The organism is Enterococcus sp. AZ011, from assembly GCF_050548355.1.
Lineage (GTDB): Bacteria > Bacillota > Bacilli > Lactobacillales > Enterococcaceae > Enterococcus > Enterococcus faecalis.
Genome location: NZ_CP172959.1, coordinates 420,559 through 435,402 on the forward strand (window position 1 = coordinate 420,559; position 14,844 = coordinate 435,402).

At 38.6% G+C, this 14,844-nt stretch carries 14 protein-coding genes; 10 read left to right on the forward strand and 4 right to left on the reverse strand.

Features of this window, described 5'->3' with window-relative positions:
- Positions 1-48: 48 nt before the first annotated feature.
- A complete protein-coding gene (locus IGL36_RS02140) occupies positions 49-222 on the reverse strand; it encodes a hypothetical protein (RefSeq protein WP_002355495.1) in 174 nt (57 codons plus the stop codon).
- 112 nt (positions 223-334) lie between these two features.
- On the reverse strand, positions 335-1,309 hold the full coding sequence (locus IGL36_RS02145; RefSeq protein WP_010716796.1) for a ring-cleaving dioxygenase: 975 nt from the start codon (positions 1,307-1,309) through the stop codon (positions 335-337).
- Positions 1,310-1,339: 30 nt separating this feature from the next.
- Here IGL36_RS02145 and IGL36_RS02150 point away from each other — a divergent pair, with 30 nt between their 5' ends.
- Complete coding sequence (locus tag IGL36_RS02150) at positions 1,340-1,912, forward strand: alpha/beta hydrolase (protein ID WP_002358653.1); 573 nt, start codon at positions 1,340-1,342, stop codon at positions 1,910-1,912.
- Between the two features lie 65 nt (positions 1,913-1,977).
- On the opposite strand, the gene IGL36_RS02155 is transcribed toward IGL36_RS02150, so the two are convergent.
- On the reverse strand, positions 1,978-3,504 hold the full coding sequence (locus IGL36_RS02155; protein ID WP_010716797.1) for a UDP-N-acetylmuramoyl-L-alanyl-D-glutamate--L-lysine ligase: 1,527 nt from the start codon (positions 3,502-3,504) through the stop codon (positions 1,978-1,980).
- A gap of 203 nt (positions 3,505-3,707) precedes the next feature.
- Here IGL36_RS02155 and IGL36_RS02160 point away from each other — a divergent pair, with 203 nt between their 5' ends.
- The 4 genes from IGL36_RS02160 (at position 3,708) to IGL36_RS02175 (ending at position 8,127) form a co-directional block, all read left to right on the forward strand.
- Positions 3,708-5,357 carry a putative polysaccharide biosynthesis protein gene (locus IGL36_RS02160; RefSeq protein ID WP_002364837.1) on the forward strand — a complete coding sequence of 550 codons (1,650 nt, stop codon included), beginning with the start codon at positions 3,708-3,710 and terminating at the stop codon, positions 5,355-5,357.
- A 108-nt stretch (positions 5,358-5,465) separates the two neighbouring features.
- The gene (locus tag IGL36_RS02165) at positions 5,466-6,200 is read left to right on the forward strand and encodes a pseudouridine synthase (protein WP_002355501.1); all 735 of its coding nucleotides are present in this window, start codon (positions 5,466-5,468) and stop codon (positions 6,198-6,200) included.
- A gap of 133 nt (positions 6,201-6,333) precedes the next feature.
- Positions 6,334-7,749 (forward strand): dipeptidase PepV, encoded by a 1,416-nt coding sequence (pepV, locus tag IGL36_RS02170; RefSeq protein WP_002371462.1) that lies wholly within the window; start codon positions 6,334-6,336, stop codon positions 7,747-7,749.
- 144 nt (positions 7,750-7,893) lie between these two features.
- Positions 7,894-8,127, forward strand: coding sequence for a hypothetical protein (locus IGL36_RS02175; protein WP_002355504.1), 234 nt, complete (start codon positions 7,894-7,896; stop codon positions 8,125-8,127).
- Between the two features lie 164 nt (positions 8,128-8,291).
- Here IGL36_RS02175 and IGL36_RS02180 read toward each other — a convergent pair whose 3' ends face one another.
- Complete coding sequence (locus IGL36_RS02180; protein ID WP_002405403.1) at positions 8,292-9,311, reverse strand: acyltransferase family protein; 1,020 nt, start codon at positions 9,309-9,311, stop codon at positions 8,292-8,294.
- A 236-nt stretch (positions 9,312-9,547) separates the two neighbouring features.
- Between IGL36_RS02180 and IGL36_RS02185 the strand changes: the two genes are divergently transcribed.
- The 5 genes from IGL36_RS02185 to IGL36_RS02205 all read left to right on the forward strand — a co-directional run bounded on the left by IGL36_RS02185 (position 9,548) and on the right by IGL36_RS02205 (position 14,736).
- A complete protein-coding gene (locus IGL36_RS02185; RefSeq protein ID WP_002361238.1) occupies positions 9,548-10,501 on the forward strand; it encodes an ABC transporter ATP-binding protein in 954 nt (317 codons plus the stop codon).
- The gene (locus IGL36_RS02190) at positions 10,502-12,019 is read left to right on the forward strand and encodes an ABC transporter permease/substrate-binding protein (protein WP_002398143.1); all 1,518 of its coding nucleotides are present in this window, start codon (positions 10,502-10,504) and stop codon (positions 12,017-12,019) included.
- Positions 12,020-12,160: 141 nt separating this feature from the next.
- Entirely contained in the window at positions 12,161-12,616 is a 456-nt protein-coding gene (gene argR, locus IGL36_RS02195) for an arginine repressor (protein WP_002355509.1), read from the forward strand.
- A gap of 33 nt (positions 12,617-12,649) precedes the next feature.
- Positions 12,650-14,158 (forward strand): phosphoglucomutase/phosphomannomutase, encoded by a 1,509-nt coding sequence (locus tag IGL36_RS02200; protein ID WP_010716798.1) that lies wholly within the window; start codon positions 12,650-12,652, stop codon positions 14,156-14,158.
- A 23-nt stretch (positions 14,159-14,181) separates the two neighbouring features.
- Positions 14,182-14,736, forward strand: a complete 555-nt coding sequence (locus IGL36_RS02205) for a GNAT family N-acetyltransferase (RefSeq protein WP_002398141.1) — start codon at positions 14,182-14,184, stop codon at positions 14,734-14,736.
- The last annotated feature ends 108 nt before the right edge of the window (positions 14,737-14,844 follow it).

Below are 14,844 nucleotides of genomic sequence, written 5' to 3' on the forward strand. Positions count from 1 at the left end.
TCATTCACCTGAATCTGGTTGCTCCTCTCTCATTTAATGCGTAATCAATTAACCAAGTACTTTTTCATAAGCTTCCACTTGAGATAAGACACGTTGGAGCTGTAATTCATTTTCAATATAGTTGATTGAATTACCTAAATCTTCTTGGCGGTTTGTTTCTAAACGATCGACTTCTTTTTTTGCTTCGTTCAATAAGTGTAGAACTTCTTCCTTAGATAACATGTACTCACCTCCTTGCGCAGTTCATCTACTATTAGTGTACTCCTTTTTTTCAAAAAAGGGCAATAATAGGATATTAAAAAACAAAAATAGCGGTCCTAACCGCTATTTTTGTTTACTTATGGCGTTGTTGTGCTAAAATCGCTTCGATTCGTTCTCTTTGATCTGCCAAAAAGTGAGGCAAATAAAGGGAGATTTCATCAAAGTTTGAGCTTTGATTTTCATAGGCTTCGGCATCTAGCAGGCCTTTTTGTGTGGCTACTTCAAATAACAAGTGGTTCGGTTCTCTAAAATACAATGATTTGAAAAATTCGCGGTCTTTAATTCCTGAGTTTGTAAAATTCTTTTCCTCTAACAGGCTATCAACTTGCGTTAATTCTTGCGTATCTTCCACCCCAAAGGCGACGTGATGAACGCCACCAATTCCTTCAATGGCAAGCGGATTGGTACGGTCATCAATGATGTGCGCCTCTTGATAAAACTGTGGATGATGATTTTCCAGAACGGTTACTTCATGCGCAGTTTCAAAAAAAGGTACTGTTTCTTTTTCATGCCAATGTAAATAATCCATTAAAGGTTGTTTGGTAGCTACGGCATATTGGACGCGTAATTGAATTGCATCAATGCCTAAAATTGCATGTTCTACTGGAATTTCAGCATGCTCAGCTGGAAAATAATCTTCCGCATTTTCAAATTCACGTAACGGAACAAGCGCCATTTGTGTATTATCGGGCGCTTCAAAACGCAAAATTGGGTGTTGGTTAAATGTTTCCACACCATAGTGGCAGATACCCGCTTGCTCAAGACGTTCTGCCCAAAAATCCAAAGAGGCGCGCGTTGGTACTTTTAAAATAGTTCGTTCAATCGTATTTGTCCCAAAGGATTGATCTTGGCCATCATTCAATTCAAAAAAAGTTAATTCGGTACCTGTTCGTTGCTCATTATCTGAGAAAAACAAGTGATACATGGTGTGGTCATCTTGGTTGATCGTTTTCATTAGTAATTTTAATCCCAGTGTATTATGATAGAAGTCAAATGTAGGCTTTATCAATCGATTTAAAATAGAGATGTGATGAATTTGTGCATACATAGTAAAATTCCTTTCTTGGAGGTTTATTAAATGAAACAATTTTTTCAAAAAGGGTCGAAACCTAATCAATTAGTTGTCGCTTTTCATGGTACTGGTGGCAATGAATATCAATTATTAACGACCATCGCAACCCTTTACCCAGAAGCGAGTGTTCTAAGTTACTTAGGGACAGAAGGTGTAGGCGAACAGCGACGCTTTTTTGCGCCATTAGTCAATGGAGCATTACCTCGTGCTAACTTTGATGAGCGAGTGACGGCGTTTCTAGAAGAAGTTTGGCAACCGCAAAAGTTATACGATGAAGTTATTTTTATAGGGTACTCTAACGGTGCCAATTTTATTTTAGGCCTATTAGAAAAGAACCCGACTATTGCTAACACTGTTATTTTACTGCATCCAAGCAATTTAGGCTATCAATATGTATCTGGTGAGTTTGCGACAAAAGTGATTGTCACAACAGGGGCTCAGGATGAGTTGAGTATTCCGGGACAAGTTCTTTCTTTAGCTAATCAATTAAAGAAACATTTTCCAGTTGACTTTTTGCTCGTTGATGGCGGTCATGGCTTATCAGAAGAAGAAGTAACGAAAATAAAAGAAGTGCTTTAAAAAACAAGCTGCAACCACTTATCAGCAAAGGTTGCAGCTTGTTTTTTTATGTGTGTTTAAATAATTTAGTTCTTTTTATTAATGAAAGCTTCCGCAAGTGCAAAGTCTCCTGCGTAAGGTTCATCTACGCCGTTTACTTTTTGATAAAGGTCGGCGCCTTTACCAGCTAAGACAATCGCATCATCAGCCGTTGTGCTTAAAGATAATGCGTGAGCAATTGCTTCGCCACGATCTAAAACGGTGTAAACAGGCATTTCTTTGGTAATATGGGCTTGAATTTCTTGGCAAATTTTTGCTGGATCTTCACTGGCTGGGTCATCGGTTGTTAGGACTGCAACATCAGCCAATTCAGAAAGAACCGTACCAAAGTCTTTGCGGCGAGAAATCGCTTTGTCTCCCGTGCTACCGACAAGAACAATTAAGCGGCCATCAGGATGTTCTTCACGGACAAAGGTTAAAAGATTCTTCAAACTGTCATAGTTATGAGCGTAATCAACATAGACGGTTGCACCGTTGGTATTCGTTAAAGATTCCATCCGGCCAGGGACGGTGGTTGCTGTGATCCCTTGTTGGCACTCTTCTTTTGAAGCTCCCACAAGGACACTAGCAATCGCCGCACTTAACGCATTACCTTTGTTAAAATCACCACCTAAACGAAGGTGATAAGAGCCGGCCAATCCTAACGCATCTGCAGGACTTTCAACGATAAAACGTAAGGAATCCTCTGAAGAAACAGCGAATGAATAGTCAACTTCTGGAGCCGGCTGACTGCCATAGACAATGGCTGGGACTTTTTGCTGTTGTGCAGTTTCTTTAAGTAATGGAAAATAATCAGCTTCGTGATTCAACACAATGACTTTAGAATGTGTAATCAATTGACGTTTGCAATAAAAGTAATCGTCAAAGGTTGGATGTTCAATTGGACTGATATGGTCGGGGGTAATGTTTAAAAAAATGCCGACATCAAAAAATAGCTTGTAGACACGATTAGTTTTGTAGGCTTGGGAAGAAACTTCCATAATAAAATGAGTCATCCCGTTAGCAACAGCGGTTGCCATCATTCGATACAAGTCCAAAGATTCGGGTGTAGTCAAGGCAGATTTAAAGAATGTTTTGCCATCTAATGTCGAATTCATGGTAGAAAGCAAGGCTGTTTTTTGTTGTGTAGCAACATCTAAAATATATTTGGTGAAATAAGCCGCTGTTGTTTTACCCTTGGTTCCAGTAAAGCCAATCAGTTTTAATTTATTTTGTGGATAATCATAAAAAGCCATGCTTAACACAGCCATTGCTTTTTTAATGTCAGTCACGATAATTCCTAGTTGCGCCGGAACCTCATAAGGCACCTCAGAAACATAGATTTCTAGGCCGTCTTTTACAGCATTTTCTAAATAGATTTCTTTAAAGTTTAATCCTTTACAAAAAAAGAGTGTTTCTGCTGTTACGTCTCTCGAATCGTAAGAAAGAGCCGTTACTTCTCGTTGACCTAACGTGTCGGAAAGGGTCAAGTGCCAGCCTTCTGGTGAAATAAATTCTTTTAATAAATCTTCTTTTTCTAAGCAATCGCGAATTGCGAATAATGAAATCGTCACTTTTTTTGCCTCCAAACGTTTCAACGAAATTTCAAAACTGATGTCATTATAGCATTATTTTTCTTTTAAAAAAACCATCTCGTTAGCGTGAGAAAATCCATGAGAAATGTTAAAATAGGATAATTCTTCGAGAAAGTCGTTGCATATCCCAAGATGAACAATTAAAATAAAGAAAGCATACTCAAAGAATATTGGAGGACAAAATGATCAATCAACCAAATTCAGTTGATCAACCAATCCTGACGAACCAAGAAAAAATGGTCAAAGGCTCAGCTTGGATGACAGCTAGTAATATTATCTCCCGCATGTTAGGGGCGATTTACATCATCCCCTGGTACGCTTGGATGGGCGAGCACGGAAACGAAGCGAACAGTTTGTTTTCAATGGGGTATACGATTTATGCCTTATTCCTAATGATCTCTACCGCCGGAATTCCAGGTGCGATTGCCAAGCAGACCTCGCATTATAATTCATTGAACGAATATAAAATTAGTCGACAGCTCTTTTATCGTGCCTTACAACTAATGGGTGGCTTAGGTGTGGTTTTTGCTATTGTGATGTATTTGGCATCTCCGGCATTAGCAGCTTTGTCTGGCGGAGGACCTGAATTAGTTCCAACAATGCGTTCATTAAGTTTAGCCGTTTTAGTTTTCCCAAGCATGAGTGTCATTCGCGGTTATTTCCAAGGAAATCAAGAAATGATGCCCTTTGCTTTATCACAAATTGTTGAACAAGTAGCACGAGTTTTTTACATGTTATTAACTGCTTTTATTATCATGAAAGTCTTTGAAGGTAATTACGTTACAGCGGTGACCCAAGCCACTTTTGCGGCATTTATTGGGATGCTCGCAAGTTTTGCGGTTTTAGGTTATTACATGTACAAACAAAAACCATTATTTGATTATTTAGAAGAACACAGCGCCAATGAACATGAAATTGCTCCAAAAGAGTTATTGATTGAAACTTTTAAAGAGGCGATTCCTTTTATCGTAGTTGGCTCAGGAGTGACTGTCTTTAAACTTGTCGATCAGTTTACTTTCTCAAACTTTATGCGTTTGTTTACGGATTATTCAGATACCCAATTACGAGAGCTTTTCGGTATTTTTAATGCCAATCCGGACAAATTAACCATGATTGTCGTGGCTTTAGCGACTTCGATTTCGGCTACTGGATTACCGTTGATTACAGAAGCGGTCACCTTAAAAAATCACCGTGAGTTAGCGCGTTTGATTAGTAATAATTTACAACTTTTTGTGTTTGTAATGTTGCCAGCAACGTTCGGTATGATTGTTTTAGCGCAACCACTATACACTGTTTTTTACATGCCAGATGCTTTAGGTACTTCTTTATTAGTGCAAGCTTGTTACGCTAGTTTATTCTTGGGCTTGTATATGTTGGTGTCAAATATGTTGATGGGGATGTATGAAAATCGTGACGCAATGCGTTATTTAGGAATTGGTTTAGCAGTGAAATTAATCGTGCAATTCCCCGCAATCCGTTTATTTGAAGTTTACGGTCCGTTATTAGCAACGATGATTGGCTTTACGGTTTCTTGCGTATTGATTCTAAGAAGAATTCGTCAAGTGACACGTTTTAATTACAAATTAACCTTACGGCGAACATTGTTAATGTTCTGTATTACAGTCATCATGATGATTATCGCTTTGATTTTCCGTCAGTTCTTGTATCTATTTTTAGATCCAACTAGACGTTTCCAAGCCTTCATTATCGTTGTAATTGTGGCTGCTGCAGGAGGCGCTTTTTATGGCTATTCGGTCTTGAAGATTCGCTTAGCTGATCGTTTATTAGGGAAAAATGCCGCAAAATTACGTGCAAAATTCAATATTAAATAATAGCTGATTGAACTCCTTTCAGCAGATTCTCTTAAGAGACAAGGCTTGAGACATCGATCGATTCGATTTATGTCCCAAGCTATTTTTTTAAAGGAAAGAGGAATGACGATGCGTTTAGATAAATTTTTAGCCGATGTTGGTATCGGTAGTCGTAAAGAAATCAAACAATTGTTAAAGAAAAAAGTCGTTACGGTGAATGGTGACGTCGTAAAAGAAGCCAAAACACAAGTAAATGAAGAAACAGATCAAATTGCCTTGATGGGAGAAATTCTTACGTATCAGAAATTCTTTTATTACATGTTGCATAAACCACAAGGTGTCATTTCTGCGACGGAAGATCAGCGAGATGAAACGGTAATTGACTTGTTAACTGATCAGGATTACCGTGCCGACTTGTTCCCGGTTGGTCGCTTGGATAAAGATACCGAAGGCTTGCTTCTATTAACAAATGATGGCCAGTTAGCGCATCAATTATTATCACCCAAAAAGCATGTGGATAAAGAATATTTAGCTGAAGTTGAGGGACTTGTGACAGCGGAAGATTGTCAACTGTTTGCGCAAGGATTTGCCTTGAAAGATGGAGAAATGGTTAAACCAAGTCGTTTAGTCATTGAGACGATCAATGAGGAAGAAGGGACTTCCGTAGTCCGTTTAGTGATTCAAGAGGGAAAATTCCATCAAGTCAAACGGATGTTAGCCACTGTAGGCAAACCTGTGACGTATTTAAAACGATTACGAATGGGCGAACTATGGTTGGATGAAACGTTAGAACTAGGGGAATATCGGCCCTTAACAGAAGCCGAATTGCAACAACTACAACCTAAACAATCATACCTCAATTAAAATAAACAAAAACCCAGCCCTTTCTGCGGAAAAGATAAAAATTTTCTCGAAAAATAGTGTCGGGTTTCTTTCTTTTTCTGCATAAAATGGTATGATTGACTATGTAGAACTTTATGAATAGGAGTGACAACAAATGACAATTGATTGGACAAAAGAAGTCGAAGCACGTAAAGACGACTTATTAGAAGATTTACAAAACTTATTACGGATCAACAGTGAACGTGATGATGCACAAGCAACACCTGAAGCGCCCTTTGGACCTGGGCCAGTTGCTGGCTTAAAACACATGTTAGCGTATGGTGAACGTGATGGCTTTACGGTGAAAAATGTCGACAATTACGCTGGACACATTGAATATGGTGAAGGCGACGAAACGTTAGGGATTTTTGGTCATATGGACGTTGTTCCTGCTGGTGATGGTTGGGAAACAGATCCTTATGAACCAGTCATTAAAGATGGTAAAATTTATGCACGTGGCGCGAGCGATGATAAAGGCCCAAGTATGGCTGCTTATTACGCAATGAAAATTATCAAAGAATTAGGCTTACCCGTGTCTAAAAAAATCCGTTTCGTAGTAGGAAGTGACGAAGAAAGCGGCTGGGGCGATATGGATTACTATTTCCAACATGAAGAAGCGCCAGACTTCGGTTTCTCACCAGATGCTGAGTTCCCAATTATTAATGGGGAAAAAGGAAATGTGACTATTCGTTTAACTTTCCGAGGCGGTAACGGCGCTGATTATAAATTAGAAAGCTTCAAATCTGGCTTACGTGAAAACATGGTTCCGGGAACAGCAGATGCTGTTGTAACGGCTGCTTCAGCAGATGAAGCGGCTTCACTAGCTGCTAGCTTTGAAACATTCATCAAACAAGAAGCAAAAATTTCAGGTAACGCAGAACTTTCAGATAAAACAGTGACTTTCCATGTAGTTGGTAAAGGTGCTCACGGTGCTAGCCCACAATCTGGAATTAACGCAGCGACTTTCTTGGCAACTTTCTTAAATGATTACAGCTTTGCAGAAGGCGCATATAGCTTTATTAATACCATTGCTGAATTTATCCATGAAGATTTTTATGGTGAAAAATTAGGCGTGGCTTTTGAAGACGAAAAAATGGGTAAATTGACAATGAACGCTGGGATTGTTAACTTTGATCCAGAAAACCCTGAAAATAGCTTAGTAACATTAAACTTCCGCTATCCAAAAGGAACTTCAGCAGAAGAATTACAAGCAAAAGTTCAAACAACAGTCGGTGAAACGGTCACTGCAACACAAGGAGATCGCAACCAAGAACCGCATTATGTACCAGTTGATGATCCATTGGTGGCAACGTTACTACAAGTTTACGAAGACCATACAGGCGAAAAAGGCCAAGAACAAATCATTGGTGGCGGTACTTATGGCCGCTTATTGAAACGTGGTGTTGCCTATGGCGCAATGTTCCCTGGCTACACAGACACAATGCACCAAGCCAACGAATTTATGGAATTAGATGACTTATTCCGAGCAGCTGCTATTTATGCAGATGCGATTTATCGTTTAGCGAAGTAAAGTAAAAAAGCTGTTTTCGATTTTCGAAAACAGCTTTTTTTTGCAATTTTTGCCTTTTAAAAACCCAAAATCAGAACCGTCAATTTACTGAAAATTTCTTGCAAATCAAAGGATCCCACGATACGATAAATAGGAGAAAAGGCAATGAGTGAAACACTTATTGTTAACTATTTAATCAAAGGACGTGTGAAGATGAACGTAGAAGAATTAGTTCAAAAAGCAAAAGATTTAATTGGAGAAGGCAACGTGGAACATGCGCAACAATTCATTGAAGAACATAAAGATGAATTAGGCGAACACTATCATAAAATTACAGCGATGTTAGCTGATACAACGACCGATGGTTTGTTTGATAAAATTAAAGGATTGTTTCAATAGTTGAAAAAAATCTGAGATAAAAGTGTTTAGCTCCAAAAACCAAGTAGGTACGATGATTTCATCTGTTCATGCTTCACAGTGAAACATTGCAACTCTCGCCGTTTAACAGTTTTTGAGCGTGGAGCAAAAATCCAAAGTGATTTTTGTCCCACGCTCTTCTTTTTTTATTTAACTTTTAACCATTGTTTTGGCAACACATACGCAATTGGATTAAAAAGATAATCCGCTCCCCGTTTCACCACAGGCATATTCGTAATAGCTAAAATGAAGAGGGCTAAGAAGAAAAGTGCCAGGATTCGGAAAGTAAACCATTCTTTAAAGAGTGTGTCTAATTGCAAACCACTTTCCAACAGAATAATTAAGGGCATATGCAAGAGATAAGGGTAGAGGGTATCTTTTCCGAGGGCGCTTAAAGGTAACTTTCGTTTCGGCAATAATGCAAACCAAGAAAGAGACACCAATGCTGCAGCAACGTAAAAGAACAGCTGAATGAAACTACTGTATTCAAAGACCGGACTAATTTCAGCGTAGGAAGCCCAACCAGTTAAGAAGCCCCAAAATTTCGTTGCCAATGACCATTGACTATTTACAAATAAAAAGGAGCTTAAAATTACGCCTATCGCTGCCCATTTGACTTTGCGATGATCTAAAAAGGTTTGCAGCTTTTGAATATCCATTAAGTAGCCACAATAAAAGAAAGGGAAGAAGCCCAGAGTCCGTCCTAAAGACAAGAAACCTTCCACAGGCAAATAGCCTGAGGCGCAGCCGATAACAATGATGATTGGCAACATGATTTTCGGCTGGACGCGCTGAAGAAAGATGGTAATTAAGTAGAAACTTGCTAAGGAAAGTAAGTACCAAGGAACGCCCGTTTCATTCAGTAAATCAAAATTCATTTTATTTGCAAAGGCGAAATTAGCAAGTGTAATCAACAACTTCGCTAAGAGATAAAGCCAAACAAAGGAAAGTAAGCGGAGATATTTTCGTTGTTTAATGGCATGTTTACTAAAGAGTCCAGAGACAAAAATAAAGGCCGGCATATGGAATGAATAGATCCAAAAGTTGATCGTTTCCATGAGTCGTGAAGGAGAAGCTTCACGATCTAAAATATGCCCAAAAATCACTAAGAAAATTAAAAAAAGTTTCACGTTGTCCCATTTATAAATTCGCTTGTCGTTTTCCATAACGATCACTCCTTTTAGTAGAAAACAGTTCACTTTTGTTTAAGGCAGAAGAGGACAATTTTTCCATTCATTGAGTAGATAATTGTAGATACGAACCGGCAGCCGTTAAATGAGCCCCCACATACTTGCGCTTAAAACAAAAAATTAGGCAGGATGTTAGTCTTAAATTATACTGAAAGAGTGACGATCCTCCAAAGATTTTGTTTATTAAGAAGTGAAAGATGCGGTGAAAATAAATGATAAAATTTCAAAATGTTTCAAAAGTATATCAAGAAAATGCTGTTTTGTCCGATGTGAATTTAACAATCCAACAAGGCGAATTTTTTGTATTAGTAGGGCCGAGTGGTAGTGGAAAAACGACGACTTTGAAAATGATTAATCGGCTCATTGAGCCAACGACAGGTGAAGTGGCTCTCAATGAGCAAGCGGTAACCAATTATCCTTTACGTGAATTACGACTAAAAATTGGCTATGTTCTTCAGCAAATTGCCTTATTTCCTAACTTAACCGTGGCGGAAAATATTGAGTTGATTCCTGAAATGAAAAAATGGCCCAAAGAGCAACGCAGAGAGCGAACCATTGAACTATTGAAAAAAGTTCAGCTGGATCCTGAGGAATATCTGCATCGTAAGCCAGCAGCGCTTTCAGGAGGCGAACAACAACGTATCGGGATTTTACGCGCCATTGCAGCCGAACCAGAAGTGATTTTAATGGATGAACCTTTTAGCGCGCTAGATCCGATTTCAAGACATCATCTTCAACGTTTGGTGAAAGAACTTCATCAGGAATTAGCGAGTACCATTGTTTTTGTGACCCATGATATGACTGAAGCTTTACTGTTAGGAGAGCGCATCTGTATTATGGACGCTGGTAAAATTATTCAAGTCGATACGCCAGAAGCCATTCAAAAACATCCGAAAAATAATTTTGTCGGTCAATTTTTCAAACAATCTTCGCCAGAACTAGCGAACTATTGTGGCGCTGACTTGACTGCATTTTTAGAAGCCGCAGATGAGACGATTGAGCCAGTGCCGACTGTTTTCATGGAAACCAATTTAAAAGAGATTGTCCAACTCATTAATGCGCAAGAGAAAGCAAATTTAGTAGAAAAACAACAAGTTTTAGGGTGTATCACCTCAAAAACGATTACTCGTTTTATGGAACAGCTGTTGGAAAGCGAGGGACAGTAGATGCAAGCACTGATTGAAACTTTTTTCGCTCGAAAAGAAGAATATCTGCAAGCGTTAATCGAGCATATGCAATTGTCCTTTATCTCGTTATTATTCGCTGCGTTGATTGCAATTCCTTTAGCCATTTATTTAACGAGTCATCGTAAGTTAGCGGAAAGTCTGTTACAAGTGACTGGGATTTTCCAAACCATCCCTTCTTTAGCCTTGCTAGGCTTACTGATTCCGTTAATTGGTATTGGTCGACCACCGGCAATTGTTGCGCTAGTGATTTATGCCTTATTCCCAATTTTACAAAACACCTATACTGGTTTGACGGAAATTGATCCTTCGTTAGAAGAAGCTGCAGAAGCATTTGGGATGAGTAAAAAAGAAAAACTGTTTAAGTTTGAGTTACAAATGGCGTTACCATTTATTATTTCTGGGATTCGAACGGCTACCGTTTTAATTATTGGTACGGCCACGTTGGCGGCGTTAATTGGAGCAGGTGGTTTAGGGACCTTCATTTTATTAGGAATTGATCGAAATAATTTATCGTTGATTTTTATTGGAGCTCTTTCATCAGCTGCACTAGCAGTCTTATTTAATTATGGAATTCATTGGTTGGAAAAAGCGAATGGGCGGCGACTAATCATTGGCGGTACTCTTTTAGGCCTTTTGTTAGGTGGTTCATTTTTCTGGAATCAACAAACTTCTTCAAAGGAAAAACAGCTGACAATTGCTGGCAAATTAGGAGCGGAACCAGATATTATTATTAATATGTATAAAGCCTTAATTGAAGAAAATAGCGACATTCAGGTGACGTTAAAGCCAAACTTTGGCAAGACTACTTTTTTATATAATGCCTTGAAATCAGATGAAATCGATCTTTATCCGGAATTTACAGGAACAGTGATCGAAACCTTTTTAAAAAATCCTCCTCAGCTAGACAACCAACCTCAAGTAGTCTATGAAGCGGCACGCGCTGGCTTGAAAAAACAAGAAAACCTTACTTTGCTGAAACCGATGCGCTATGAAAATACGTATGCCGTCGCAGTTAAACGCTCATTTGCAAAAGCGCATCAATTAAAAACGATTAGTGATTTACAGAAAATTAGCAATCAGTTGAAAGCAGGTTTTACGTTAGAATTTATTGATCGGCAAGATGGTTATAAGGGATTACAAGAAAAATATCATTTAAATCTGAATGTCCAATCGATGGAACCGGCGTTACGCTATCAAGCGATTAATAATGGTGAGGTAAATGTGATTGATGCTTATTCAACGGATAGTGAATTGAGACAATACGATTTAGTAACGTTAGAAGATGATCAAGCGCTATTTCCGCCTTATCAAGGAGCACCACTTATTAAAACAGCAACGTTGGAAAAATATCCAGAATTAGCAGAAATATTGAATAAATTGGCAGGAAAAATTAGCGAAGAAGAAATGAGTGAAATGAATTATCAAGTCAATGTGGAAGGGCAAGATCCTAGCATAGTGGCGAAAGACTATTTAAAAGAAAAGAATCTTCTTAAATAAGTATTTTTTACTGAAAAAGACTGGTATATAAACATTTATCCAGTCTTTTTCAGATAAATAAAGAGTTTAATGTGAAAAGTACCTGTATTTTTACTCATTTTTGGATATAATAAAAGAAATGAATGGAGAGGAGTGGTCTATATGAAAAAAGCAGAACGTCAACGTTTGATTAAACAATTAATTATGCAACAAGAAATTGAAACACAAGATGAATTAATCACTCGTTTGGAAGAACTTGGCGTCCGAGCCACTCAAGCGACTGTTTCAAGAGATATCCGTGAAATGAGTATTGTTAAAACACATGGTGCAGATGGTCGTGTCAAATATGCAATTTTTTCTCAAGCACAAGGCACAAGCAGTGAAGAGAAATTACGAGAATCAGTAAAAGATTCAGTTGTTCGAATGGAGCGAGTACAATTTATTGTTATCTTGCATACAGAGATGGGAAATGCCGATGTGGTGAGTAACTTTTTAGATGAAGTAGCTTATCCGGAAGTGGCGGGTACAGTGGCTGGTGCGGATACGATTATTGTGATTACACGTTCAGAAGAGGATGCGGAACACTTTATCGAACGCATCGAAAATATGATTTTTTAAAATTGAAAGCATCAATAGAAGGGAGTTTTTTTCTTGGTAGAATTGAAAGCGCTACAAAATGGTTCGGATATTCGGGGAATTGCTTTGGATACGGAAGAGCAAACTGCAACATTAACCGCAACAGCAGTAGCCGAGATTGCGGTGGGCGTGGTTCGTTGGTTACAGGATAAAAAACAGCTGCCAGGAAAGGCACAACAGCGCCTGACAATTGCAATCGGACATGATAGTCGTCTAACGGCGGAGCCGATTAAGCAAGCATTAGTAGATACGTTTCTTTCATTAGGTATTCAGGTGATTGACGTTGGTTTAGCTACGACGCCTGCTATGTTTATGGCTACTCAATTTCCAACGCTTCAATGTGATGCAGCGATTATGATTACAGCTAGCCATTTGCCTTACTATTTTAATGGCTTGAAGTTCTTCACAGCAGAAGGTGGAGCAGAAAAAGAAGATATTCGGTATATTTTATCTCATACTGATCCGCTGACGGCCAATGAAAATGGCACACTGATGAAGCAAGAGTTACTGCCAATTTATGCGGAGCATTTGGTGGAAAAAATCCGCCAAGGAATTCATTCGCCAGAAGAGAAACCTTTACAGGGCTTTCGAATTATCGTTGATGCGGGTAATGGGGCTGGGGGCTTCTTTGCGGAGCAGGTTCTTCAAGTTTTGGGCGCTGATACGACGGGATCACAGTTTTTAGAACCAGATGGGCATTTTCCTAATCATGTACCTAATCCAGATAATTCTGAAGCAATGAAAAGTATTCAAACAGCTGTTTTAGCTAATCAGGCAGATTTGGGCATTATTTTTGATACAGATGTAGATCGTTCGGCCGTGGTGGACCAATCAGGTGAGGTACTAAACCGAAATAATTTAATTGCTGTTTTAGCGGCAATCGTTTTAAAAGAAGCGCCTGGTAGTTATATTGTGACAAATTCGCCAACATCAAGTCATTTAAAAACATTTATTGAAGAAAAAGGCGGCCAACAGATTCGTTATATTTCTGGTTACCGAAATGTCATTAATAAAATGATTGAATTGAATCATGGGGGCTTTCAGACACCGTTAGCCATTGAAACCAGTGGTCATGCAGCATTTCAAGAAAACTACAATCTGGATGATGGTGCATATGTCGTGGCGAAAATTTTAATGTTGTTACCAGAATTGAAACAAAACAATCAAACGTTAGGAGATCTGATTGCTACATTGAAGCAACCGGCAGAAACCAACGAATTTCGCTTCAAAATTACTGCGGAGGATGTTACTTGTTATGGGCAACAAGTCTTGCGAGACTTTGAATTGTTTGTAGAAAATCAAGCAGACTTTGCTGTGGACCGTGAAAACCAAGAAGGTGTTCGGGGAAACGTGTCTGGTCAATATGGCAGTGGTTGGTTTTTGCTACGCTTAAGTCTGCATGAACCGTTGCTTGTTCTTCAGGTAGAGAATGACCAAAGCGATAAAAATGCGTGTGTCATCGAAAAAATTGCCACTTTTTTACAAAAATACGAGGAAATAGATAGTCAACAAATAGAAAAATAATCTAGGAAATTAAAGGTGTTCTTATGGAAAATGTTTTAAAAGGAAAACACGTTGGCTTTTCTCATTTTAGAGAAGAATATATCGAACATATTGCAAAGCAGCAATGGGATAATGAATTGCTTCGGCATTTGAGCTGGGATGCTTTACATCCGTGGGGGCTTGAAGAATGGAAAGATTTCACAATTAATAAAGGAGAAGATGATCGATTTCTATTTGCTATTTTAGAAAATACGACAGAGGAATTTATTGGTTGGGTTTCGTTGTCTGATGTACAGTTGAAAAATAGAGGGGCCAATTTAGGGATTGCTATTTTACAAAAAGAGCAACGTGGTCAAGGATATGGCTTTGAGGCGGTGTCTTTGATTTGTAAATTTGCTTTTTATGAATTGGGCTTGCACAAAATCAGATTAGCTGTCAATAGTAACAATCAAAAAGCGATTCATGTTTATGAAAAAGTAGGCTTCAAAAAAGAAGGAATTGATAGAGAAGCGTTATTTCAAGATGGCCAATGGCTGGATATCTACAATTACGGAATTTTACAAAAAGAGTGGCTACAAATGATTAAGGCTGAGAGTTAGCTCAGGAACTGTTTAACACCAAGACACTGAGCAAACGCAGATATGCCGTTCTCAGCAGTGAATGTGCGGTAAAATAAAAAAGCAGAAGAAATCGGCGGTTACCGTTCG

Coding starts and splice junctions, on each gene's coding strand:
- IGL36_RS02140 (WP_002355495.1), bottom strand. CDS start 222: ATGTTATCTAAGGAAGAAGTTCTACACTTATTGAACGAAGCAAAAAAA.
- IGL36_RS02175 (WP_002355504.1), top strand. CDS start 7,894: ATGAGTGAAACACTTATTGTTAACTATTTAATCAAAGGACGTGTGAAG.
- IGL36_RS02165 (WP_002355501.1), top strand. CDS start 5,466: ATGCGTTTAGATAAATTTTTAGCCGATGTTGGTATCGGTAGTCGTAAA.
- IGL36_RS02190 (WP_002398143.1), top strand. CDS start 10,502: ATGCAAGCACTGATTGAAACTTTTTTCGCTCGAAAAGAAGAATATCTG.
- pepV (WP_002371462.1), top strand. CDS start 6,334: ATGACAATTGATTGGACAAAAGAAGTCGAAGCACGTAAAGACGACTTA.
- IGL36_RS02180 (WP_002405403.1), bottom strand. CDS start 9,311: ATGGAAAACGACAAGCGAATTTATAAATGGGACAACGTGAAACTTTTT.
- argR (WP_002355509.1), top strand. CDS start 12,161: ATGAAAAAAGCAGAACGTCAACGTTTGATTAAACAATTAATTATGCAA.
- IGL36_RS02150 (WP_002358653.1), top strand. CDS start 1,340: ATGAAACAATTTTTTCAAAAAGGGTCGAAACCTAATCAATTAGTTGTC.
- IGL36_RS02205 (WP_002398141.1), top strand. CDS start 14,182: ATGGAAAATGTTTTAAAAGGAAAACACGTTGGCTTTTCTCATTTTAGA.
- IGL36_RS02145 (WP_010716796.1), bottom strand. CDS start 1,309: ATGTATGCACAAATTCATCACATCTCTATTTTAAATCGATTGATAAAG.
- IGL36_RS02185 (WP_002361238.1), top strand. CDS start 9,548: ATGATAAAATTTCAAAATGTTTCAAAAGTATATCAAGAAAATGCTGTT.
- IGL36_RS02160 (WP_002364837.1), top strand. CDS start 3,708: ATGATCAATCAACCAAATTCAGTTGATCAACCAATCCTGACGAACCAA.